The organism is Nocardioides pantholopis (assembly GCF_003710085.1).
In the GTDB taxonomy this organism is placed as follows: Bacteria; Actinomycetota; Actinomycetes; order Propionibacteriales; family Nocardioidaceae; genus Nocardioides; species Nocardioides pantholopis.
Genome location: NZ_CP033324.1, coordinates 2,231,723 through 2,252,528 on the forward strand (window position 1 = coordinate 2,231,723; position 20,806 = coordinate 2,252,528).

The 20,806-nt window shown below is 72.9% G+C and carries 20 protein-coding genes; 9 read left to right on the forward strand and 11 right to left on the reverse strand.

The window, feature by feature from the left end; all coding sequences use genetic code 11:
• The first annotated feature begins 13 nt into the window (after positions 1 to 13).
• The gene (locus EBO35_RS10700; RefSeq protein WP_241153647.1) at positions 14 to 703 is read left to right on the forward strand and encodes an ion channel; all 690 of its coding nucleotides are present in this window, start codon (positions 14 to 16) and stop codon (positions 701 to 703) included.
• 13 nt (positions 704 to 716) lie between these two features.
• Here the strand turns inward: EBO35_RS10700 and EBO35_RS10705 are convergent, their stop codons facing one another.
• Genes EBO35_RS10705 through EBO35_RS10715 form a run of 3 tightly spaced genes read right to left on the reverse strand, consistent with a single transcriptional unit; the run spans position 717 to position 2,893 of the window.
• Positions 717 to 1,097 (reverse strand): MmcQ/YjbR family DNA-binding protein, encoded by a 381-nt coding sequence (locus EBO35_RS10705; RefSeq protein WP_241153648.1) that lies wholly within the window; start codon positions 1,095 to 1,097, stop codon positions 717 to 719.
• A 52-nt stretch (positions 1,098 to 1,149) separates the two neighbouring features.
• Positions 1,150 to 2,436: an MFS transporter gene (locus EBO35_RS10710; protein ID WP_122817697.1), complete on the reverse strand. Its 1,287-nt coding sequence runs from the start codon at positions 2,434 to 2,436 to the stop codon at positions 1,150 to 1,152.
• A 19-nt stretch (positions 2,437 to 2,455) separates the two neighbouring features.
• Complete coding sequence (locus tag EBO35_RS10715; protein WP_122817698.1) at positions 2,456 to 2,893, reverse strand: VOC family protein; 438 nt, start codon at positions 2,891 to 2,893, stop codon at positions 2,456 to 2,458.
• A 50-nt stretch (positions 2,894 to 2,943) separates the two neighbouring features.
• Between EBO35_RS10715 and EBO35_RS10720 the strand changes: the two genes are divergently transcribed.
• Positions 2,944 to 3,525, forward strand: coding sequence for a DUF1707 SHOCT-like domain-containing protein (locus EBO35_RS10720; protein ID WP_164477915.1), 582 nt, complete (start codon positions 2,944 to 2,946; stop codon positions 3,523 to 3,525).
• A 79-nt stretch (positions 3,526 to 3,604) separates the two neighbouring features.
• Here the strand turns inward: EBO35_RS10720 and EBO35_RS10725 are convergent, their stop codons facing one another.
• On the reverse strand, positions 3,605 to 4,336 hold the full coding sequence (locus tag EBO35_RS10725) for a DinB family protein (protein ID WP_122817700.1): 732 nt from the start codon (positions 4,334 to 4,336) through the stop codon (positions 3,605 to 3,607).
• Positions 4,337 to 4,395: 59 nt separating this feature from the next.
• A complete protein-coding gene (gene uvrB, locus EBO35_RS10730) occupies positions 4,396 to 6,522 on the reverse strand; it encodes an excinuclease ABC subunit UvrB (RefSeq protein ID WP_122817701.1) in 2,127 nt (708 codons plus the stop codon).
• A gap of 90 nt (positions 6,523 to 6,612) precedes the next feature.
• Here uvrB and EBO35_RS10735 point away from each other — a divergent pair, with 90 nt between their 5' ends.
• Entirely contained in the window at positions 6,613 to 7,875 is a 1,263-nt protein-coding gene (locus EBO35_RS10735; RefSeq protein ID WP_241153649.1) for a phospholipase D-like domain-containing protein, read from the forward strand.
• 21 nt (positions 7,876 to 7,896) lie between these two features.
• Here EBO35_RS10735 and EBO35_RS10740 read toward each other — a convergent pair whose 3' ends face one another.
• On the reverse strand, positions 7,897 to 8,835 hold the full coding sequence (locus EBO35_RS10740) for a DNA-3-methyladenine glycosylase family protein (RefSeq protein WP_241153650.1): 939 nt from the start codon (positions 8,833 to 8,835) through the stop codon (positions 7,897 to 7,899).
• A gap of 58 nt (positions 8,836 to 8,893) precedes the next feature.
• On the opposite strand from EBO35_RS10740, the gene EBO35_RS10745 reads away from it, so the two are divergent.
• The 3 genes from EBO35_RS10745 to EBO35_RS10755 all read left to right on the forward strand — a co-directional run bounded on the left by EBO35_RS10745 (position 8,894) and on the right by EBO35_RS10755 (position 11,799).
• On the forward strand, positions 8,894 to 9,181 hold the full coding sequence (locus EBO35_RS10745; RefSeq protein WP_122817702.1) for a DUF1905 domain-containing protein: 288 nt from the start codon (positions 8,894 to 8,896) through the stop codon (positions 9,179 to 9,181).
• A gap of 36 nt (positions 9,182 to 9,217) precedes the next feature.
• On the forward strand, positions 9,218 to 10,720 hold the full coding sequence (locus tag EBO35_RS10750) for an ATP-dependent DNA ligase (protein ID WP_122817703.1): 1,503 nt from the start codon (positions 9,218 to 9,220) through the stop codon (positions 10,718 to 10,720).
• Positions 10,721 to 11,118: 398 nt separating this feature from the next.
• Complete coding sequence (locus EBO35_RS10755; RefSeq protein WP_122817704.1) at positions 11,119 to 11,799, forward strand: TetR/AcrR family transcriptional regulator; 681 nt, start codon at positions 11,119 to 11,121, stop codon at positions 11,797 to 11,799.
• A 33-nt stretch (positions 11,800 to 11,832) separates the two neighbouring features.
• Here the strand turns inward: EBO35_RS10755 and EBO35_RS10760 are convergent, their stop codons facing one another.
• Both EBO35_RS10760 and EBO35_RS10765 read right to left on the reverse strand, forming a co-directional pair.
• Positions 11,833 to 13,077 carry a serine/threonine-protein kinase gene (locus EBO35_RS10760; protein WP_122817705.1) on the reverse strand — a complete coding sequence of 415 codons (1,245 nt, stop codon included), beginning with the start codon at positions 13,075 to 13,077 and terminating at the stop codon, positions 11,833 to 11,835.
• A gap of 31 nt (positions 13,078 to 13,108) precedes the next feature.
• Positions 13,109 to 14,407, reverse strand: coding sequence for an acetyl-CoA C-acetyltransferase (locus EBO35_RS10765; protein WP_122817706.1), 1,299 nt, complete (start codon positions 14,405 to 14,407; stop codon positions 13,109 to 13,111).
• A gap of 99 nt (positions 14,408 to 14,506) precedes the next feature.
• Here EBO35_RS10765 and EBO35_RS10770 point away from each other — a divergent pair, with 99 nt between their 5' ends.
• Both EBO35_RS10770 and EBO35_RS10775 read left to right on the forward strand, forming a co-directional pair.
• The gene (locus EBO35_RS10770; RefSeq protein WP_122817707.1) at positions 14,507 to 15,841 is read left to right on the forward strand and encodes a 3-oxoacyl-ACP reductase; all 1,335 of its coding nucleotides are present in this window, start codon (positions 14,507 to 14,509) and stop codon (positions 15,839 to 15,841) included.
• Complete coding sequence (locus tag EBO35_RS10775; RefSeq protein WP_241153651.1) at positions 15,834 to 16,730, forward strand: MaoC family dehydratase; 897 nt, start codon at positions 15,834 to 15,836, stop codon at positions 16,728 to 16,730. Before EBO35_RS10770 ends, EBO35_RS10775 begins: the two co-directional genes overlap by 8 nt.
• Positions 16,731 to 16,769: 39 nt before the next feature.
• On the opposite strand, the gene EBO35_RS10780 is transcribed toward EBO35_RS10775, so the two are convergent.
• The 3 genes from EBO35_RS10780 to EBO35_RS10790 are packed head-to-tail and all read right to left on the reverse strand — an operon-like array spanning position 16,770 to position 19,455.
• Positions 16,770 to 17,636 carry an acyl-CoA thioesterase gene (locus tag EBO35_RS10780; RefSeq protein ID WP_122817708.1) on the reverse strand — a complete coding sequence of 289 codons (867 nt, stop codon included), beginning with the start codon at positions 17,634 to 17,636 and terminating at the stop codon, positions 16,770 to 16,772.
• Positions 17,633 to 18,499: an acyl-CoA thioesterase gene (locus EBO35_RS10785; protein WP_122817709.1), complete on the reverse strand. Its 867-nt coding sequence runs from the start codon at positions 18,497 to 18,499 to the stop codon at positions 17,633 to 17,635. Before EBO35_RS10785 ends, EBO35_RS10780 begins: the two co-directional genes overlap by 4 nt.
• Positions 18,499 to 19,455: a PAC2 family protein gene (locus EBO35_RS10790; protein ID WP_241153652.1), complete on the reverse strand. Its 957-nt coding sequence runs from the start codon at positions 19,453 to 19,455 to the stop codon at positions 18,499 to 18,501. Before EBO35_RS10790 ends, EBO35_RS10785 begins: the two co-directional genes overlap by 1 nt.
• 150 nt (positions 19,456 to 19,605) lie before the next feature.
• On the opposite strand from EBO35_RS10790, the gene EBO35_RS10795 reads away from it, so the two are divergent.
• Positions 19,606 to 20,805 (forward strand): thiolase family protein, encoded by a 1,200-nt coding sequence (locus EBO35_RS10795; protein ID WP_122817710.1) that lies wholly within the window; start codon positions 19,606 to 19,608, stop codon positions 20,803 to 20,805.
• The last annotated feature ends 1 nt before the right edge of the window (position 20,806 follow it).

Here is a 20,806-nt window from a genome sequence, read left to right on the forward strand (position 1 = left end):
GTAGGATGCGGCCGTGAGCCCGACCTCCACGCCGCGCGAGAGCCAGCACATGCACAGCGTGTTCGGCCAGCACCCCTCCGGGGTGCTCCTCGCCGCCCAGCTGGTGGCGGTCCTCGCCTATCCGTTCCTCGACGACTCCGCCCCGGGCCGGGCGCTGCTCGGGGTCCTCCAGCTGGCCGTCGTGCTGATCGCGCTGTGGGCCGTGCGGCGTACGCCGGCCCTGAGCTGGATCGCGGTGATCTTCGGCGCGCCGGCGATCGTGTTCACGGTCCTCGAGGCGCTGGTGCCGGACGCCGACTGGGTGGTGCTGGTCTCGGCGCTCCTGCACACGACGTTCTACTTCTACATCTCCTACGGGATGATCAAGTACCTCTTCCACGACGACCGGGTGACCCGCGACGAGCTCTACGCCACCGGTGCGGCGTTCACGGTCGTGGCCTGGGGCTTCGCCTACCTGTACGCCGCCGCCCAGGTCGTGTGGCCGGGCTCCTTCATCGCGGCGAGCGGCACCGGCGAGCGGGAGTGGTTCGAGCTGCTCTACCTGTCGTTCTCGGTGCTCACCAGCGTCGGGCTCTCCGACGTCACGCCGGTCCTCGCCCACGCGCGCTCGCTGGTGATGGTCGAGATGGTCGCGGGCGTCCTGTACGTCGCGCTCGTGGTGGCCCGCCTGGTCGGGCTCACGGTCAGCCGCCACGTGCGCTGAGCCCGGTCGTGGCTCAGCCGTCCCAGCCCGGGGGCCGCGCCCGCGCCGGCAGTCCCCCGACGACCAGGCGGTAGGACTCGTCCACGGCCTCGAGCAGCTCCTCGTCCGCGATCGCCCCACCGAAGCGCAGCGCGTTCCAGCCACCGCGACCGAGGTGGGGCAGCACCGTCGCCTCGCCCGGGAACCGGTGCAGCCACTCGTCGGCGAGGTCGCGACCGGCCCCGCACTTCACGCCGACGCTGTCGGCGCTCAGGAAGGCGAAGATCTTGCCCCGCCCGGCCGGACCGACCTTGATCACCGGGTGCTCGTGGCCCCACGGGTCGTCGGCCCAGGCCCCGGGCCGGGCGAGGCAGTACGCCGTCATCGTCTGCGCGTCCAGCCTCGTCACGGTCACCGCAGCATCGTCGCACCGGAGCCCGAGAGCCGACAGCCGAAGCTGGGACCCCTCAGGCAGTGACGCCGGACTGGAGCGCGGCGCGGTCCACGACCCGCCGGGTCCGGACCCGGTAGCGCACGATCTGCACGATCCCGATGCCCCACAGGACGTACTGGGTGGCCATCGCCCAGCGGAAGGCCTCCTGGGTGTAGCCGGATCCCTCGGGGGTCCGCCAGTCCAGCACCAGGCCGATCACCACGACCAGCAGCAGGGTGGCGTAGAAGCCGGCCTGGTTGATCACCCCGGTCGCGCTGCTCTGCCGGTGCGGCGGGTTCGAGGTGCGTCCGACGTCGAACCCGATCACCGAGGCGGGCCCACCGACCCCGGCGACCACCACCAGCAGCACCAGCACCCCGAACGGCGCCTCCCCGGGCCAGAGCAGGACGACCGTCCACACGCTCACGATCGCCGCCAGGATCGCCAGCACCATCGTCGAGCGGTGCCAGGGGTGCCGGCCGACCAGCCAGCCCAGGACCGGACCGGCCGCGATCACCGCGACGACCATGATCGTGAGCAGCAGGCCGGCCTCGGCGGAGGAGCGGCCCTCGCCGCGGACGAAGAACGGGTAGCCCCACAGCATGCTCAGCACGTTGGCGCTGAACGGGGTGCTGAAGTGGATCCAGAACCCCAGCCGGGTGCCGGGATGCCGCCAGGACTCGGCCAGCCCGCGGCCCAGGTCGCGCAGGTCCAGCCGGCCCGCGGGCGCCGGCCGGCCCTCCGGGGAGTCGCGGACCAGCAGGAACGCCGCAACGCCGACGGCCAGCCCGAGCGCCGCGGCCACGGCGTACGCCCGGGTCCAGCCCAGGGTGCTGAGGGCCCAGGTCATCGGGGCGGCGGCGACGATCGCGCCGAGCTGGCCGAGCATGCCGGTGAGCTGGGTGAACAGCGGGACCCGCCGGGCCGGGAACCAGGTCGCGACCAGCCGCAGCACGCAGATGAAGACCATCGCGTCCCCGCACCCGACCAGCACCCGCGCCAGGACCGCCAGCGGGTAGCTTCCGGCGAACGCGAACAGCAGCTGGCCCAGCGTCATCACGCTCAGCCCGGTGAGCAGCACCCGGCGCGGCCCGATCCGGTCGACCGCCAGCCCGACCGGGATCTGCATCAGCGCGTAGACCAGCAGCTGCAGCATCGTGAACGTCGCGAGCTGCGAGGCGGAGATGTCGAACCGCTCGCTGGCCGCGAGCCCGGCGACGGCCAGGGAGGAGCGGTGGAAGACCGCGAGCACGTAGACCAGCAGGCCCGTGACCCAGACCGCGAGAGCCTTCCCGAGCCGGGGATCGGGGCGCGCGCTCACGCCGCGGAGTCTAGGAGCCTCAGTCGAGGCAGAACTCGTTGCCCTCCGGGTCGGCCATCAGCAGGTGGCCGGCGCCCATCGGGGGCGACGGCTCGTGCCTCAGCAGCCGGCGCGCGCCGAGGGCCACCAGGCGCTCGCCCTCGGCCTCCAGCGCGGCCATCCGCTCCTCGCCCTGGAGCCCGGGCGCGGCGCGGACGTCGAGGTGGACCCGGTTCTTCACCACCTTGCCCTCCGGGACCCGCTGGAAGAACAGCCGGGGCCCGGCCCCGGACGGGTCCACCGACGCGGACGCGCTGTTGCGCTGCTCGGGCGGCAGCGTCGCCGCGAACTCGTCCCAGGACGCGAACCCCGGCGGCGCTGGCGGGAAGTCGTAGCCGAGCACGGCGTTCCAGAAGGTGGAGAGCGCCCGGGGATCGGCGCAGTCGAAGGTGATCTGGACCTCACGGATCTCGCTCATGCGATCGAACCTAGGTGAGACCTCCGACACCCCGCACCTACGATGAGGAGGTGACGCGCGACGATCCCCGGGCCGACGACCCCTGGGCCGGGTTCACCCTGGACCCGCGGCTGCCCCAGCACGCCGTGCTGCGGGCGACCGACCGCGACCGGTCGGCCGTCCTCGCGCTGCTCTCCTCGGCGTACGCCGAGGGTCGCCTGGACCGCGAGGAGCTCGACGAGCGGACCAGCGCCGCGCAGACGCTGAAGACCTACGGGCAGATCGCTCCGCTGGTGCACGACCTGATCCCCCAGGTGGGGCCGGCGGCCGGTCCAGCGGACCTGACCCGCTGGGGACCCCGGGAGGTCGCCGCCGAGGCGCGGCGCCGCTACGACACGGAGCGACGCAGCGCCGTGCTCACGTTCCTCGGCCCGACGCTGATCTGCTGGACGATCTGGACGGCGATCTCGTTGGGCCCCGACGGCTTCGAGATGTCATTTCCGTGGCCGCTGATCGTCATGGCCGCCACCCTGTTCCACCTGGTGCAGGTGCTGGTGCAGCGCCGCGAGCGCATCCAGCACCACCTGCGCGCCATCGAGAAGCAGCAGGCCAAGGCCCTGCGCCGCCCGCGCCGCGGCCAGTTCCCGATCTGAACGCCGGTCCACGGCCCGGCCACCACGAGGTCGTGCGCCTGAGGACGCGCGATGGCGCGTCCTCAGGCACACGATCCGGCTAGCCCCACAGAGCGAGATCCCGCCGGATGTAGCGCAGGTGCGCCCACTCCTCCTCGAGGATCACGCGCAGGCAGTCGCCGACGGTGGGATGCCAGGCCGGGTTGCCCCACGGGTCCGTCCGCTCCTCCCCGAGCAACTCCGGCGTGGCCGTGGTCAGGAAGTCGGTCACCTGGCCCTGGCGCTCGGCCCGCACCGCGAGGACCTCGTCGTAGCTCGGCGGCTCGTCGCGGAAGACGGACATGTCGAAGCCCATCTCGGCGGCACCGGTGAAGACCTGGCCGATCTCGTGGAACGGCTGCGCCATCCCCAGGATCCCGCCCCGGAGCCAGGCGTCGGTCGCCAGGACCAGGTGGCGCAGGGTCTGGGCCAGGGACCACTCGTCCTCGACGTGGGCGTCCACGAGCTCCGGCGGCGTACCGGCCACGGTCGCCTGCCACGCGGCCTGTAGGGCGTTCCAGCCCTCGCGCAGGCCCTCGGGCGTCTGCGCCCTCTGCAGCGCGCGGCCCGGGAACCGCCGGTCGAGCTCGGCCTCCACGAGCGGCACCACGTCGACGCCGTTCACGTACAGGCTGCCGAAGGAGAGGTCGTGGCTGTCGATGTCGAGCCCGTCCACGTCCACGCCGCGCATCGTCACGCCGCTGACATCGCAGAACCGCACCGTGGCGCCCTTGAGGCTCGCCCGGACGAAACTCGCGCCCTCGAGGTCGTCAGTGCCGGAGAACGTCGCCATCGCTCCATCATGACCCCGGTCGGGGACGGGCGCGAGGGCGTTCGGGCGCAGCGAGTGCGCTACTTGGTGGCCTCCATCATCTGGCGCAGCTCCTTCTTCAGCTCCGAGATCTCGTCGCGCAGCCGGGCGGCCAGCTCGAACTGCAGCTCGGCGGCCGCGGTGCGCATTTGGTCGGTGAGCTCCTGGATCAGCTGGGCGAGGTCGGAGCTGGGCATGCCGGCCAGGTCGGCGGCGTGCTTGCCGGCGGCCTCCGTCGACAGTCCGGGCACCGGCTGGCGCACCTTGGCGCCGCCGGCGCGGCCCTTGGCCTCGGTGCCGGCCCAGGTCTCCAGCAGCGCCTGGGTGTTCTCGTCCTCGCGGGCGAGCATCTCGGTGATGTCCGCGATCTTCTTGCGCAGCGGCTGCGGGTCGACGCCGTGGGCGACGTTGTAGGCGACCTGCTTGGCGCGGCGCCGGTTGGTCTCGTCGATCGCGGACTCCATCGACGGGGTGATCTTGTCGGCGTACATGTGGACCTGGCCGGACACGTTCCGCGCGGCGCGGCCGATCGTCTGGATCAAGGACTTGTCCGAGCGCAGGAAGCCCTCCTTGTCGGCGTCGAGGATCGAGACCAGCGACACCTCCGGCAGGTCCAGGCCCTCGCGCAGCAGGTTGATGCCGACCAGCACGTCGTACTCCCCCAGCCGCAGGTCGCGCAGCAGCTCGATGCGCTTGAGGGTGTCGACCTCGGAGTGGAGGTAGCGGGTGCGGATGCCGGCGTCGAGGAGGTAGTCGGTGAGGTCCTCGGACATCTTCTTGGTCAGCGTCGTGACCAGGACCCGCTCGTTCTTGGCGGAGCGCTCCTTGATCTCGTGGATCAGGTCGTCGATCTGGCCCTTGGTCGGCTTGACCACGACCTCCGGGTCGACCAGGCCGGTGGGCCGGATGATCTGCTCGACGACGTCGCCGCCGACCTTGTCGAGCTCGTAGTCGCCGGGCGTCGCGGAGAGGTAGATGGTCTGCCCGATCCGCTCCAGGAACTCCTCCCAGCGCAGCGGCCGGTTGTCCATCGCGCTGGGCAGCCGGAAGCCGTGCTCGACCAGGTTGCGCTTGCGGGACATGTCGCCCTCGTACATGCCGCCGATCTGCGGCACGGCGACGTGCGACTCGTCGACCACCAGCAGGAAGTCCTCGGGGAAGTAGTCGATCAGGCAGTTCGGCGCCGAGCCGCGCGGGCGGCCGTCGATGTGCAGCGAGTAGTTCTCGATGCCCGAGCAGGATCCGATCTGGCGCATCATCTCGATGTCGTACGTCGTGCGCATCCGCAGCCGCTGGGCCTCCAGCAGCTTGCCCTCGCGCTCGAACTTCGCCAGCTGGTCCTCCAGCTCCAGCTCGATCCCCCGGATCGCCCGCTCCATCCGCTCGGGGCCCGCGACGTAGTGCGTCGCGGGGAACACGTAGAGCTCCTCGTCCTCGGTGAGCACCTCCCCGGTGACCGCGTGCAGCGTCATCAGCCGCTCGATCTCGTCGCCGAAGAACTCGATCCGCACGGCGTGCTCCTCGTAGACCGGGAAGATCTCGAGGGTGTCGCCGCGGACCCGGAACGTGCCGCGGGTGAAGGTCATGTCGTTGCGGGTGTACTGGATCTCGACGAGCTGGCGCAGGATCGAGTCGCGGTCGTGCTCCTCGCCCACCCGCAGCCGCAGCATCCGGTCGACGTACTCCTGCGGGGTCCCGAGGCCGTAGATGCAGGAGACGGTCGAGACCACGATCACGTCGCGGCGGGTCAGCAGCGAGTTGGTCGCGCTGTGCCGCAGCCGCTCGACCTCCTCGTTGATCGAGGAGTCCTTCTCGATGTAGGTGTCGGTCTGGGGGACGTACGCCTCGGGCTGGTAGTAGTCGTAGTAGCTGACGAAGTACTCGACGGCGTTGTCGGGGAACAGCATCCGCAGCTCGTTGGCGAACTGCGCGGCCAGTGTCTTGTTCGGCTGCATGACCAGCAGCGGGCGCTGCACCTGCTCGGCGACCCAGGCGACGGTGGCGGTCTTGCCGGTGCCGGTGGCGCCCAGCAGGACGACGTCCTCCTGGCCGGCCTTGATCCGCTTGGTGATCTCGGCGATCGCCGCGGGCTGGTCGCCGGCGGGCTGATAGTCGGAGACGACCTGGAACGGGGCCACGCGGCGCTCGAGATCGGTGACGGGACGCATGTGTCGAGCCTAGACCGCGGCACCGACAGTCCCGAGGGGCCCGAGAGGCCGCGGGAGCGAGGCCACACCGCACGCCGATATGTTGGAGTCGTGAGACTTCCCGCCCCGGCCACCGCCGACCGCGTCCTGCTGGTCCTGCGGCGGACGCTGCTGACGGTCCTGGGAGTGCAGTTCGCGCTGGCCGTCGGCATGTCCCTGGTCGACTCCTACCGCCGCCGCGGCAAGAAGCCGAAGCCGTTCCCGGTCACCGCACCGCGCACGGTGCCGGTCGGCGACGGCGAGATCACCACCTACACCTACGGCCGCGACCTCTACGCCGACATGATCGCGGCGATCGAGGGCGCGCAGCGCCAGGTCCTCTTCGAGACCTACATCTGGAAGGGCGACGAGGTCGGCGAGCGGTTCAAGGCCGCGCTCGCCGCGGCCGCGGACCGCGGAGTCGAGGTGTACTGCATCTACGACGGGTTCGCGAACCTCGTGGTCTCGCCCCGCTTCAAGCACTTCCCGTCGTCGCTGAAGGTGCTGCGCTTCCCGACGTACGCCGCGGGGTGGCGGTTCTTCGACGTCACCCGCTACGGCCGCGACCACCGCAAGATCCTGGTCGTCGACGAGACCGAGGCGTTCGTCGGCGGCTACAACATCGGCTCGGCCTACGAGACCGAGTGGCGCGACACCCACGTGCGGATCACCGGTCCGGGAGTGTGGGACCTGAAGCGGGCCTTCGCGGACTTCTGGAACCTCAACCGGCGCCACCGGCTGCGCGCCAGCGAGCGGCCGCTGCTGCTGGAGACCGCCTCCACCTGGGAGCCGCGGATCCGGATCCACCGCAACGTGCCGCGGCTGTGGATGTTCCCGATCCGCAACACCTACATCGAGGCGATCAACCGGGCCAGCCGCCGGGTCTGGCTCACCACTGCGTACTTCCTGCCCGACGAGGACTTCGTCGACGCGCTGAAGACCGCCGCGCGGCGCGGGGTGGACGTGCGGGTCCTGGTCCCGCTGAAGTCCAACCACATCGTCGCCGACTGGATCTCGCGCGGTCACTACAGCCAGCTGCTCGACGCCGGCGTGCGGATCCTGCGCTACCGCGACGCGATGATGCACGCCAAGACGATGACCGTCGACGGGTCGTGGAGCACTGTCGGCACCGCCAACATCGACCGGCTCAGCCTGCAGGGCAACTACGAGATCAACGTCGAGGTGATCGACTCCGGCTTCGCGCAGGCGCTCGAGGAGGTCTTCGAGACCGACCAGTCCAACTCGCTGGAGCTGACCAGCGGCGAGTGGGAGGCCCGCGACCTGCACCGCAAGTTCACCGAGTCGGTGCTCGCACCGCTGCGCCCGCTGCTCTGACGGCCCGGTCAGACGGCCCGGTCAGGTACGCCGACCCGGGGCCGGCAGGTGGGTGCGCGGCGCCATCCGGGCGCCGTGGCGCGGACGGCGCAGGCCCGCGGCGTACACGAGCGCCGGCACCCGGCCGCGCTGCGGGCGCCACGGCTCGAGGAGCTCGGCCAGGCCGGCGTCGTCGACCTCGGCGCCGGTGAGGGCCCAGCCGACGTCCTTGGCGACGTGGTAGTCACCGAACGAGACCGCGTCGGGGTCGCCGTGGGCGCGCTGGCGCACCTCGGCGGCGGTCCACACGCCGATGCCGGGCAAGGAGCACAGCCGCCGCTCGACCTCGGGGCCGGACAGCCCGATCGTGCGCTCCAGGGACTCCGCGACCCGCGCGGCGGTGACGACCGCCCGCGAGCGGGCCGGGTCGACGTGCAGCTGCAGCCACTCCCACGACGGGATCCGGCGCAGCTCGGCCGCCGGTGGCTGCAGCCGCAGCCCGCGGTCGGCGCCCGGCCCGGGAGCCGGCTCGCCGTGGCGGCGCATCAGCATCCGGAAGCCCGCGAACGCCTCCTGGCCGGTGACCCGCTGCTCCAGGACCGCCGGCAGCAGCGCCTCCATGACCAGGCCGGTGCGGCCGAGCCGGAGGTGCGGGTGGCGGCGGCGGGCCTCGACGAGCACCGGGTGGCGCGGCTCGAAGCCGGACCAGTCGTCGGCCGCGCCGAGCAGGTCGGGCACCGCCGACAGCGCCCAGTCGGCGCCGGGGCCCCAGGCCTCGGCGTCCACGGTGGCGTCGCCGGCGCGCAGGTCCAGCACCAGGGTCGCCGGCCCCTCGGGGGTCAGCAGGGCCCGCCAGTGCCGGCCGGCGTCGTCGATCCGGTACGTCGGGTCGCCGGGACCGCGACGGTGGATGCGCATCGTCGCGAGCGACGCCGGCCAGTCCGGGCGCCACTGGCGCCGCCGGCCGGTCGAGATGCTCACCCTCCGACGGTAGCCCCGACCTCCCCCGGGACCGATTTTCCGGGGCTAGGGTCGGGTCATGGAGCTGGAGCTTCGCGGCGAGGTCTGGTCCTGGCGCGGCCCGGCACCGCACCACTTCGTCACGGTGCCGCCCGAGGAGTGCGCGGACCTGGACGCGGTCGCGCCGCTGGTGAGCTACGGCTGGGGCATGGTCCCGGTGACCGTCACGATCGGCGCCACGACCTGGCCGACGTCGCTGTGGCCCAAGGACGGCGGGTACGTCGTCCCGCTCAAGGCCGCCGTGCGCCGCGCCGAGGGCGTCGAGGTCGGCGACACGGTCACGGTCCGGCTGGTCGTCTCAACCTGAGGGCTGGCCTGGGGCGGTGCCTGCCACGATGGTGATGTGCTGCTCGCCGACGTCGTCGCCACCTCCACCGCCGTCGCCGCGACCCGGTCCCGCAAGGCCAAGGTCGCCGCGATCGCCGAGCTGCTGACGGCCGTGCCCGCCGAGGAGCTCGAGGTCGTCACCTCCTACGTCGCCGGCTCGCTGCGCCAGCGTCGCACCGGGCTCGGCTGGCGCAGCCTGACCGAGCTGCCCTCGCCCGCGGAGCAGGCCGCGCTCACGGTCGGCGAGGTCGACGCCGCGTTCGAGACGCTCTCCGCACTGGCCGGTCCCGGGTCGCAGGCGGCCCGCGCCGCCGCCGTCACGGCCCTCTTCACCCGGGCCACCGCCGCCGAGCAGGGCTGGCTGCGCGGCGTGGTGACCGGGGAGGTGCGGCAGGGCGCTCTGGACGCGCCGGTCCAGGAGGCGGTGGCCGCCGCCTCCGGCGTACCCCTGGGCGCGGTGCGGCGTGCCGCGATGCTGGCCGGGTCGACCGTCGCGGTCGCGGTGGCGGCGTTCGAGGGCGGCGAGGAGGCACTGGCCGGGTTCGGGCTCGAGGTGGGTCGCCCGGTGCTGCCGATGCTGGCGTCCTCGGCGAAGTCGCTGTCCGAGGCGGTCGCCAAGGCCGGCGGCGGGGTCGTCGCGATCGACACCAAGCTCGACGGGATCCGGATCCAGGTGCACCGCTCCGGCGACGAGGTCCGGATCGCCACCCGGACCCTGGAGGACATCACCACCCGCCTTCCCGAGGTGGTGGAGGTGGCCCGGTCGCTGCCGGGCGAGACGTTCGTGCTCGACGGCGAGGCGATCGCGCTGGACGCCACCGGGCGGCCCCGGCCGTTCCAGGAGACCGCGTCCCGCACCGCCCGGCGCGAGGCGAGCGACGTGCAGGTCACGCCGTACTTCTTCGACCTGCTGCACCTCGACGGCGACGACCTCCTCGACGAGACCGGCGCCCAGCGGCTCGCCGCGCTGGAGACGCTGGTGCCGCCGCAGTGGCGGGTGCCGCGACTGGTGACCGACGACCTCGCCGCGGCGGAGGAGTTCGTCGAGTCCGCCCTCGCCGCCGGCCACGAGGGCGTCGTGGTGAAGAACCTCGCCGCGGCGTACGACGCCGGGCGCCGTGGCGCCGGATGGGTCAAGGTCAAGCCGGTCCACACCCTCGACCTGGTCGTGCTGGCCGTCGAGTGGGGTTCCGGGCGGCGCCGCGGCTTCCTGTCCAACATCCACCTCGGCGCCCGCGACGGGGACGGCTTCGTGATGCTCGGCAAGACGTTCAAGGGCATGACCGACGAGATGCTCGCCTGGCAGACCGAGCGCTTCCTCGAGCTGGAGACGCACCGCGACGGCCACGTCGTCCACGTCCGCCCCGAGCAGGTCGTCGAGATCGCCTTCGACGGCCTCCAGCGCTCCACGCGCTACCCCGGCGGGCTCGCGCTCCGCTTCGCCCGGGTGCTGCGCTACCGCGAAGACAAGACCACCGCCGACGCCGACACGATCGAGACCGTCCGCGCGCTCGCCTGATCGACCGGGTCTCGACACGGTCGGCGCTGACGCGCCGACCGGGTCTCGACACGGTCGGCGCTGACGCGCCTCCCGGCTCGACCACCCCAGCGCCGCCGATCGAGCCGCCCGAGCCCCCGGCGAGGGCGTGTCGAGATCCCCGCACCCGACCGGACTCCCAAGCCGGTCTCGACACGCTCGGCGCCAGCGCGCCTCCCGGCTCGACCACCCCAGCGCCGCCGATCGAGCCGCCCGAGCCCCCGGCGAGGGCGTGTCGAGATCCCCGCACCCGACCGGACTCCCAAGCCGGTCTCGACACGCTCGGCGCCAGCGCGGCTCCCGGCTCGACCAACGAGACCCCGACCACCACCCGTCACAGCCGTGCAACTGCGGGTTGCACGGTCGTTAGGATGGAGCCCATGGCCACGCGAGCACCTGCGACCGACGGCCGGCGTACTGCAGCGGCAGCCCGGCGCCGCGTGCGCGAGCAGGAGATCATCGCCGCGACCCGGGCGCTCTTCGACCAGCGCGGGGTCCGCGACGCCCAGATCGACGACATCGCGCGCGCGGTCGGGATCAACCGGGCGATCGTCTATCGGCACTTCAGCGGCAAGGAGGAGCTCTTCGCGCTGACGCTGGTGGAGTACCTCGACGAGCTGCGCGAGGCCCTCGAGGCCGCCGCGCCCGGCGCGCCGCCCACGGAGCGGCTGACCGCCATCATCGGCGCCTTCGTCGAGTACGGCGGCACGCACCCGGCGTTCGTGGACTGCGCCCAAACCCTGATGCGGCGCTCCGGCCCCGAGCTGCTCGACGAGATCTCCGAGAGCGCGCTGTTCCGCCTGGGCCGCGCCATCTCCTCGTGCCTCGCGGTGCTCATCGGGGTGCTGGAGGAGGGTGTCGCCCGGGGGGACTTCCGGGTCGCGAACCCCACCCTGCTCGCGAACACGCTCTACGCCAGCGGCCTCGGCGCGCTCCAGCTGGCCCGGGTCGGCATCCTCGTCATGGAGGAGTCCCCCGGTGTGCCGACCGTCGGCACGATCTCCGCGGACCAGGTCCGCGACTACCTCGTCACCTCCGCGCTCGCCCTCGTCGGCCGCTGAGCCACGACCCGACCCGGCGGCGCTGCGAGGGGCCTACGGAGCGGCGGACGCCACCAGCAGCCGCACCACGGAGCCCTCCGCGCGGCGCCGCGGGCCGTCGACGCCCACCACCGAGCCGGGGCGTCCCTGCGCCACGACCCTGTCGCGGACCGGCACCAGGTCCAGGCCGCGCAGCCGACGGGCCGCCCGGGCGTACGACGCACCGAGCAGGTCGTCGACCGGCACCACCGCGGACGGGGCGGCCGGCCGGGTCCGCGCGTCGGTGTTCTCGGCGACGGCCTCCGGGGTGTTGACCACCTCGGGACGCAGGACCATGGCGACGGTGGCGACCAGGAGGACCAGGGCCGCCGCCGCGGTCAGGCCGGAGAGCCGCGACCGGCGCGGCACAGCCCACGCGAGGGCCCGGCCCAGCCGGCGCAGGCGAGAGTCACCCGCCCCGGCGCCGGGCGGCGGGGTCCACGGGTCGGCGTCGAGCTCCGCGGCCATCCGGGCCACGGTTCCGGCGTCGCGGGGTCGGTCCTCGGGACGCTTGGCGGTCAGCGAGACCACGAGGGCGCGCAGGCCGCCCGGGACCTCGGCGCCCAGCGGCGGTGCCTCGTCGCGCAGGTGCGCCAGCGCGGTCGCCACCGCGGACTCGCGGCGGAACGGCTTGTGCCCGGTGAGGCACTCATAGGCGACCATGCCGAGTGCGTACAGGTCGGACCGCGGCGTCGCCGACTCCCCCGCGCTCTGCTCGGGGCTGATGTAGTCGGCGGTGCCGACGATGGTCCCGGTGGAGGTGAGCGGCTCGGCGTCCAGCGTGCGCGCGATCCCGAAGTCCACGAGCACCGCCCGCCCGTCGGGCGTGATCAGGACGTTGCCGGGCTTGAGGTCGCGGTGCACGATCCCGGCCCGGTGTGCCACCTCGAGGGCGGCCGCGATCTGGCCCACCAGGCGGATCACCTCGCCCGGGCGCAGGGTGCGCCGCTCGCGGAGCAGCTGGCGCAGCGAGGCGCCCTCGACGTGCTGCATGACCATGTACGGGCGGACGCCGCCCTCGCCGTCGGGCTCCTCGCCGTAGTCGTAGACCTCGGCGATCCCCGGGTGGTGCAGCGCCCCGGCCAGCCGCGCCTCGGAGCGCAGCCGCGCGCGGACCTGCTCGTCCTGACCGGGCCGCAGCCGCTTCACCGCGACCGCGCGGCCGAGGACCGTGTCGTGCGCCTCGCGCACCGAGCCGGTGCCGCCGGCCCCCAACAGGTCGCCGAGCCGGTACCGGCCACCGAGTTGATCCTCACCCATAAGGGTGGGTACCCGGTGACCGGCCGGGCAGTCAGGGTCGCTCGAGGATCGCGGTGATCCCCTGCCCGCCGGCGGCGCACACGGAGATGACGCCCCTGCCGGAGCCCTTCTCGGCCAGCAGCTTGGCCAGCACCGTGAGGATCCGGCCGCCGGTGGCGGCGAACGGGTGGCCGGCCGCGAGCGAGGAGCCGTTGACGTTGAGCTTCGCGCGGTCGATCGAGCCGAGCGGGGCGTCGAGCCCCAGCCGCTCCTTGCAGAACACCGGGTCCTCCCAAGCCTTGAGCGTCGAGAGCACCTGGGAGGCGAACGCCTCGTGGATCTCGTAGAAGTCGAAGTCCTGCAGCCCGAGCCCGTTGCGCTCCAGCATCCGCGGCATCGCGTACGCCGGAGCCATCAGCAGGCCCTCGTTGCCGTGCACGTAGTCGACCGCGGCGGTCTCGTAGTCGGTCAGGTAGGCCAGCACGGGCAGGCCACGCTCCTGGGCCCACTCCTCGGAGGCGAGCAGCACGACCGACGCGCCGTCGGTGAGCGGCGTGGAGTTGCCGGCGGTCATCGTGGCGGCCTCGCCCTTGCCGAAGACCGGCTTGAGCTTGGCCAGCTTCTCCACGCTGGAGTCCGGGCGCAGGTTCTGGTCGCGCTCCAGGCCGCGGAACGGCGTGACCTGGTCGTCGAGGAACCCCCGCTCGTACGCCGCGGCGAGCCGCTGGTGGGACGTGGCCGCGAGCTCGTCCTGCTCCTCGCGGGTGACCTGCCACTCCAGCGCGGTCAGCGCGGCGTGCTCCCCCATCGACATCCGGGTGCGCGGCTCGGTGTTCTGCGGGATGGTCGGCAGGATGTCGGCCGGCCGGACCTTCGCGAGCGCGGCGAGCCGGCCCTTGAGGTCCTTGGCCCGGTTGGCCGCGAGCAGCGCGACCCGCAGCCGCTCGCCGACCGCGATCGGCGCGTCGGAGGTGGTGTCGGTGCCGCCGGCGATCCCGACCTCGATCTGGCCCAGCGCGATCTTGTTCGCCACCTGGATGGCCGCCTGTAGGCCGGTGCCGCAGGCCTGCTGGATGTCGGTCGCCGGCGTCTGCGGCGCGAGCCGGGACCCCAGCACCGACTCGCGGGCCAGGTTGAAGTCGCGGGTGTGCTTCAGGACGGCGCCGGCGACGACCTCGCCCACCTGCTCCCCCTCCAGGCCGAAGCGCTCCACGAGGCCGTCGATGGCCGCCGTGAGCATGTCCTGGTTCGAGACGTCGGAGTAGACGGTGTTGGAGCGGGCGAACGGGATCCGGTTGCCGCCGACGATCGCGACCCGGCGGACGGTGGTGGTGGGCTCTAGACCAGTCATGGTCCACAGTCTTCCGTGCCAGTCGGGTACAGAGAAGTCTGTGAGTGCCACATCACGAAATGTGGACACCGAGTTACACGTCTAGTTGCATGGAGTGTCATGAGCGACCGTTACCGAGACTTCACCTCCACTCCCGTCGGCCGGGTCCTGGTCAAGAACATGGGGTTGCCCAACCCCGCCCGTCTGGAGCGGTACGACGAGGGCGCGCCGCTGGTCAGCGGGACGGTCGCCGTCGGAGGGCAGGGGCGGCTCGTCGACGCGCTGCCCGACGTCCTCGGCGTGCTCGGGATCCAGACCGCCGCGGACCCGGACCCCGACCAGACCTACAAGGGCCTGGTCTTCGACGCCACCGGCCTCACGTCCTCCGACCAGCTGGTCGCGCTGCGCGACTTCTTCACCCCGCTGCTGCGCAGCCTGGAGACCAACCCGCGCGTGGTCGTGCTCGGCACCCCGCCCGAGCAGCTCAAGGGCTCCGAGCGGGTGGCCCAGCGCGCGCTGGAGGGCTTCACCCGCAGCCTCGGCAAGGAGATCGGCCGCGGCGGCACCGTGCAGCTGGTCTACGTCGCCGAGGGCGCCGAGGGCGCGACCACCTCGACCCTGGGGTTCCTGCTCTCCCCCAAGTCGGCCTATGTCTCGGGCCAGGTCGTCCGGATCGGCGCCCACGGCGCCACGGTCGCCGGCGAGGTCGCCGACTGGACCCGGCCGCTGGCCGGCCGGATCGCCCTGGTCACCGGGGCGAGCCGCGGCATCGGCGAGCAGATCGCCCGGGTGCTGCACCGCGACGGCGCCACGGTGGTCGGCGTCGACGTGCCGCAGGCGGCCAGCGACCTGCAGTCGGTGATGAAGGAGATCGACGGCGACTGGCTCGCCCTGGACATCACTGCCAAGGACGCCCCGCAGCGCATCGCCCACCACCTCCAGGAGAAGCACGGCGGGGTCGACGTCGTCGTCCACAACGCCGGCATCACCCGGGACAAGAAGCTCGCGAACATGGCCGAGGACCGGTGGGACTCCGTGATCGCGGTCAACCTCACCGCTCCCGAGCGGATCACCCGCGAGCTGCTCGACCAGGGCGTCATCCACGACAACGGCTCGATCATCGGGGTGGCCTCGATCGCCGGGATCGCCGGCAACGTCGGGCAGACCAACTACGCGGCGTCCAAGGCCGGCGTCATCGGCTTCGTGGACTCCCTCGCCGACGACCTCGAGCGTGGCATCACTGTCAACGCGGTCGCGCCCGGCTTCATCGTCACCCAGATGACCGCGGCCGTGCCCTTCGCTACCCGCGAGGTCGGCCAGCGGCTCAACGCGATGGCCCAGGGCGGCCTGCCGGTCGACGTGGCCGAGACCATCGCCTGGTACGCCAGCCCCGCCTCGACCGCCGTCAACGGCAACGTGGTCCGGGTCTGCGGCCAGATGATGCTGGGTGCCTGAGGTGACCGGAGCGGAGACCCGGGTGCTGGCCGACGACCCCGTCGGCCTGCCGCTGATGCTCAAGGCGGCGCTGCCGGCACTGCCCGGCGTCGGCAGCCTCCCCGGCGTACGCCGGACCGCCCGCGATCTGCCCGACCTGACGCTGGTCCGCCACGACGTCCCGATCGACCCAGCCCACGTCGCGGCGTACGCCGACGTGTGCGGGTTCCCGCGCAAGGACACGGTGCCGCTGCCCTACCCGCACCTGCTGGCCTTCGGACTGCACATGGCGATCATGACCGACCGCGCGTTCCCGTTCCCCGCCATCGGGACCGTGCACCTGGAGAACTCGATCACCAGCCACCGCCCGATCGCGGTGACCGAGCGGCTCCAGGTGGCCGCGCGCGCCGAGAACCTGCGCGGCCACGCCAAGGGACGGGTCTTCGACCTGGTCACGACCGTGCACTCCCGCGGCGAGCTGGTCTGGGAGGAGACCTCGACGTTCCTGCGCCGGGGCGGCGGCGAGGAGGGGGCCGGGTCCGGCAGCGCGACCGGGTTCCCCGACGCCCCGCCGACCGGGACGACCTGGCGACTCCCCGGCGACCTGGGCCGGCGCTACGCGGCCGTCTCGGGCGACCACAACCCGATCCACCTGCACCCGCTGAGCGCCCGGGCGCTGGGGTTCCCGCGCCAGATCGCGCACGGGATGTGGAGCATGGCCCGCTGCGTGGCGACCCTGGAGAACCGGTTGCCCGGCCGGACCCGGGTCGACGTGGCCTTCAAGAAGCCGATCCTGCTGCCGGGCACCGTCGCGTTCGGGTCGACCCCGCTCGACGACGGCTACGCGTTCTCGCTGAGCAACCCGCGCAGCGGCGCCCCGCACCTGGCCGGCCGGACCACCCGGCTCTGACCGGGCCCGGATGGGCGGAACCGGATCGGCAGGGTCGGCTCAGCGGGGCCGCTTCGGCCGGATCAGCCCCTCCTGGGCAGCGGTGGCGACCAGGATCCCGTCCTGGGTGAACACCCGGCCCAGGGAGAGGCCGCGCCCGCCCTGGGCGGACGGCGAGACCTGGTCGTAGAGCCACCACTGGTCGGCCCGGAACGGCCGGTGGAACCACAGCGTGTGGTCCAGCGAGGCCATCTGCACGTCGTGCTGCTCGATGACGTGGGCCGCCAGGCTGGCGCCGAGCAGGGTGATGTCGCTGGCGTAGGTGAACGCCGCCAGGTGGATCGTGGGGTCGTCGGGCAGCCCCTCCCGGAGCCGGGCCCAGATCCGCGCCCGCGACGGGTGCGCGGGGTCCTCGGGCAGCCCGGTGAGGCTGGTGCCGAGGTGCCGGGCCTCGACGGCGGCCCACTCGCGGGCCAGGGCCTCCGCCTCCTGGCTGCCACCGGCGCGCATCAGCGCGCCGAGGTCGACACCGGCCTCGGGCGCCGGGACCTCGGGCATCGTGTCCTGGTGCTCGAGGCCGTCCTCGTGCACCTGGAGGTCCAGGGTCTGGTAGTAGATCGGCCGGCCGTGCTGGCGGGCCACGACCCGGCGGGTCTGGAACGAGCGGCCCTCACGCAGCCGCTCCACGTCGTAGACGATCGGGACGCCGTAGTCGCCGCCCCGCAGGAAGTAGGAGTGCAGCGAGTGCACCGAGTACGCCGGGTCGACGGTCCGGGTGCCGGCGATCAGGGCCTGGGCGGCCACCTGGCCGCCGTACACGCGGGCGCGCTCGGAGTTCGGCTGCGAGCCGCGGAACAGGTCGACGTCGAGCCGCTCGAGGTCGAGCAGCTCGACGAGCTCCCGGACCGGGTCGGAGGAGCCGTTCACGAGCGCCTCCGGGCGGGGTCGAGGCGGCGCAGCAGCAGCTCCTGGGCGACGGTGGCGACCAGCACGCCGTCGCGGGTGAAGACGTTGCCGGTGACGAGTCCGCGGGCGCCGACCGTGACCGGGGAGACCTGGTCGTAGAGCCACCACTCGTCGGCCCGGAACGGCCGGTGGAACCACACCGCGTGGTCCAGCGAGGCCATCATCACGCCGGGGTCACCCATGCGGAGCCCGTGCGGCGCCAGCGTGGCCGCCTGGAGCGTGAGGTCGGAGAGGTAGGTGAAGGCAGCCGCGTGCTGAAGCGGGTCCTCGGGCAGCGCCGAGGAGATCCGCAGCCAGCAGCGCTGGCGTCCCGGGTGCTCGGGGTCCGGGGCGATCAGGCCGTCCGCCGAGCTGCCGACGTAGCGGATCTCGGCGACGTCCCACTCGCCGGTGTGCGGGCCGGTGAGCTCGGACTGGAACTGCCGCGGGTCGAGGGCGTCCTCGGGAGCCGGGACCTGCGGCATCGCGTCCTGGTGCTCGAAGCCCTCCTCGGGCCGCTGGTAGTTCGCGGTCAGCGCGAAGATCGGGCGCCCGTGCTGGCGGGCCAGCACCCGGCGGGTGGCGAAGGAGCGCCCGTCGCGCAGGTTCTCCACGTCGTAGATGATCGGCGCGGCCGTGTCCCCGGGCTGCAGGAAGTAGGAGTGCAGCGAGTGGACGACGTACGCCGGGTCCACGGTACGGGTGGCGGCGACCAGGGCCTGGGCGGCGACCTGCCCGCCGAAGACCCGGGGCAGGCCCGTGGGGGCGACCGCGCCGCGGAACAGGTTGTCGTCGATGGTCTCCAGGTCCAGCAGGGCGATCAGCTCGGCGGCGTTCCGCGGCATCAGTGCTGCTTGCCGTTGCGCGGGTCGGCGGGCCCGTCGCCGTCGTCGAGCCCGGCCAGGAACTGCTCGAACTGCCGGCCGATCTCCTCGCCGGTCGGCAGCGGCTGGTTCTCGGCGAGCAGGCTCGCGCCGGACTCCTCCGCGCGGATGAACGTGTCGTACTGCTGCTCCAGGGCCGCGACGACGTCGGCCACCTCGGTGTTCCCGAGGAGCTGGCTCTCGATCTCGGCCTCCCGGTCGGCGGCCTCCGCGCGCAGGCCGGAGAGGTCGACGGTCAGCCGGCCGGCGATCTCGACCTGCTCCAGCAGGGCGGCGGCGGCCTGGGGGTACTCGAGCTGGGCCAGGTAGTGCGGCACGTGCGCGACGAACCCCATCGCGTCGTGTCCCCACTCCCCCAGGCGCATCTCGACCAGGGTCTGGGCACTGCTGGGCACCCGCAGCTCGCCGCGCCAGGCGCTCGGCGTCACCACCAGGGCGGGGTCGTTGGCGTGCGGGGTCATCGTGATCGGGCGGGTGTGCGGCACCGCCATCGGCACCGAGCCCATCGCGACCACGAGCGTGACCTCGAAGCGCTCCACGACCTTGCGCACCGCCCGGGCGAACGCCTCCCAGCGAGTGTCCGGCTCGGGGCCGCGCAGCAGCAGGTACGGCGTGCCGCCGGTGTCGCGCAGCAGCCGCACGACCAGCCGCGGGGCGTCGTAGGACTCGTAGTGGTCCTGCGCGAACGTCACCGGGGGCCGGCGGGCGCGGTAGTCGTGCAGCTGGTCGACGTCGAAGGTCGCGACCACCGACCCGCCGTCGTCGAGGTCGACGAGATGCTGGGCCGCGCGGGCGGCCGCGTTGCCGGCGTCGAGGAAGCCGTCGAGGGCCACGACCATGGTCAGGCCGGTGTCCTCGCGCTCGTCGAGCTCGGGCACCTGATCGACGATGTGCACGAGCCTGGATTCTGACGTCACGGTCCCACGATAGGGCCCCGGGTGGCGCGACGGCCGGGAGCGGGTCCCCCGCGGACCGCGTGGTGACCACGACCACACCTCCCCGCCGCCGCACTTTGGTTACTCGCGGGTAATCTGGCGGAGTCCAGCCCCACCAGATCAGGAGAACAGGTGCCCCGACAGCTGCGAGAGGTCGTCTTCGTCGACGGCGTACGCACCCCGTTCGGCAAGGCCAAGGGCCAGTACGCCGAGACCCGTGCCGACGACCTCGTCATCAAGTGCATCCGCGAGCTCATGCGCCGCAACCCCTCGCTGCCCCCGGAGCGGGTCGACGAGGTCGCCGTGGCCGCGACGACCCAGATCGGCGACCAGGGCCTGACCATCGGCCGCACCGCGGCCCTGCTCTCCGGGCTGCCCCAGAGCGTTCCCGGCTTCGCGATCGACCGGATGTGCGCGGGGGCCATGACCGCGGTGACCACGACCGCCTCCGGCATCGCCTTCGGCTCCTACGACGTCGCGATCGCTGGCGGCGTCGAGCACATGGGCCGGCACCCGATGGGCGAGGGCGTCGACCCGAACCCGCGGATCCTCTCCGAGCGGATCGTGGACCCCGACGCGCTGGTGATGGGCAAGACCGCGGAGAACCTCCACGACCGCTACCCGACGATCACCAAGGAGCGCGTCGACGCCTACGCCGTGCGCTCGCAGCAGAAGACCGCCGCGGCGTACGACGCCGGCAAGATCCAGCAGGACCTGGTGCCGGTGGCCACCCGCTCCGGTGAGCAGGGCTGGGGCCTGGCCACCAGCGACGAGCCGATGCGCCCCGGCACCACCGTGGAGTCGCTGGCCGCCCTGAAGACGCCGTTCCGGGCCGCCGGCAAGGTGACCGCCGGCAACGCGGCGGGCATCAACGACGGCGCGACCGCGGCGCTGCTCGCCGACGAGGAGACCGCCCGCGAGCTCGGGCTGCCGATCCGGATGCGCCTGGTGTCCTACTCGTTCGTGGGTGTCGAGCCCGAGGTCATGGGCGCCGGCCCGATCCCGGCGACCGAGAAGGCGCTGCGCCAGGCCGGTCTCACCATCGACGACATCGGGGCCTTCGAGGTCAACGAGGCCTTCGCCGTGCAGGTGCTGGCCTTCCTCGAGCACTTCGGCATCGCCGACGACGACGCCCGGGTCAACCCCTACGGCGGCGCGATCGCGATGGGTCACCCCCTCGCGTCCTCCGGCGTGCGCCTGATGACCCAGCTGGCCCGCCAGTTCGAGGAGCACCCCGAGGTGCGCTACGGCCTGACCACCATGTGCATCGGCATCGGCATGGGCGGCACCGTGATCTGGGAGAACCCGCACTACAACGGAGAGGCGGCCTGAG

What these genes read in the sequence shown, in the direction of transcription:
- EBO35_RS10715 (WP_122817698.1), bottom strand. Translation starts at nt 2,893, where the DNA reads ATGAGCGAGATCCGTGAGGTCCAGATCACCTTCGACTGCGCCGATCCC.
- EBO35_RS10725 (WP_122817700.1), bottom strand. Translation starts at nt 4,336, where the DNA reads ATGGCGACGTTCTCCGGCACTGACGACCTCGAGGGCGCGAGTTTCGTC.
- uvrB (WP_122817701.1), bottom strand. Translation starts at nt 6,522, where the DNA reads ATGCGTCCCGTCACCGATCTCGAGCGCCGCGTGGCCCCGTTCCAGGTC.
- EBO35_RS10745 (WP_122817702.1), top strand. Translation starts at nt 8,894, where the DNA reads ATGGAGCTGGAGCTTCGCGGCGAGGTCTGGTCCTGGCGCGGCCCGGCA.
- EBO35_RS10755 (WP_122817704.1), top strand. Translation starts at nt 11,119, where the DNA reads ATGGCCACGCGAGCACCTGCGACCGACGGCCGGCGTACTGCAGCGGCA.
- EBO35_RS10760 (WP_122817705.1), bottom strand. Translation starts at nt 13,077, where the DNA reads ATGGGTGAGGATCAACTCGGTGGCCGGTACCGGCTCGGCGACCTGTTG.
- EBO35_RS10765 (WP_122817706.1), bottom strand. Translation starts at nt 14,407, where the DNA reads ATGACTGGTCTAGAGCCCACCACCACCGTCCGCCGGGTCGCGATCGTC.
- EBO35_RS10770 (WP_122817707.1), top strand. Translation starts at nt 14,507, where the DNA reads ATGAGCGACCGTTACCGAGACTTCACCTCCACTCCCGTCGGCCGGGTC.
- EBO35_RS10785 (WP_122817709.1), bottom strand. Translation starts at nt 18,499, where the DNA reads ATGCCGCGGAACGCCGCCGAGCTGATCGCCCTGCTGGACCTGGAGACC.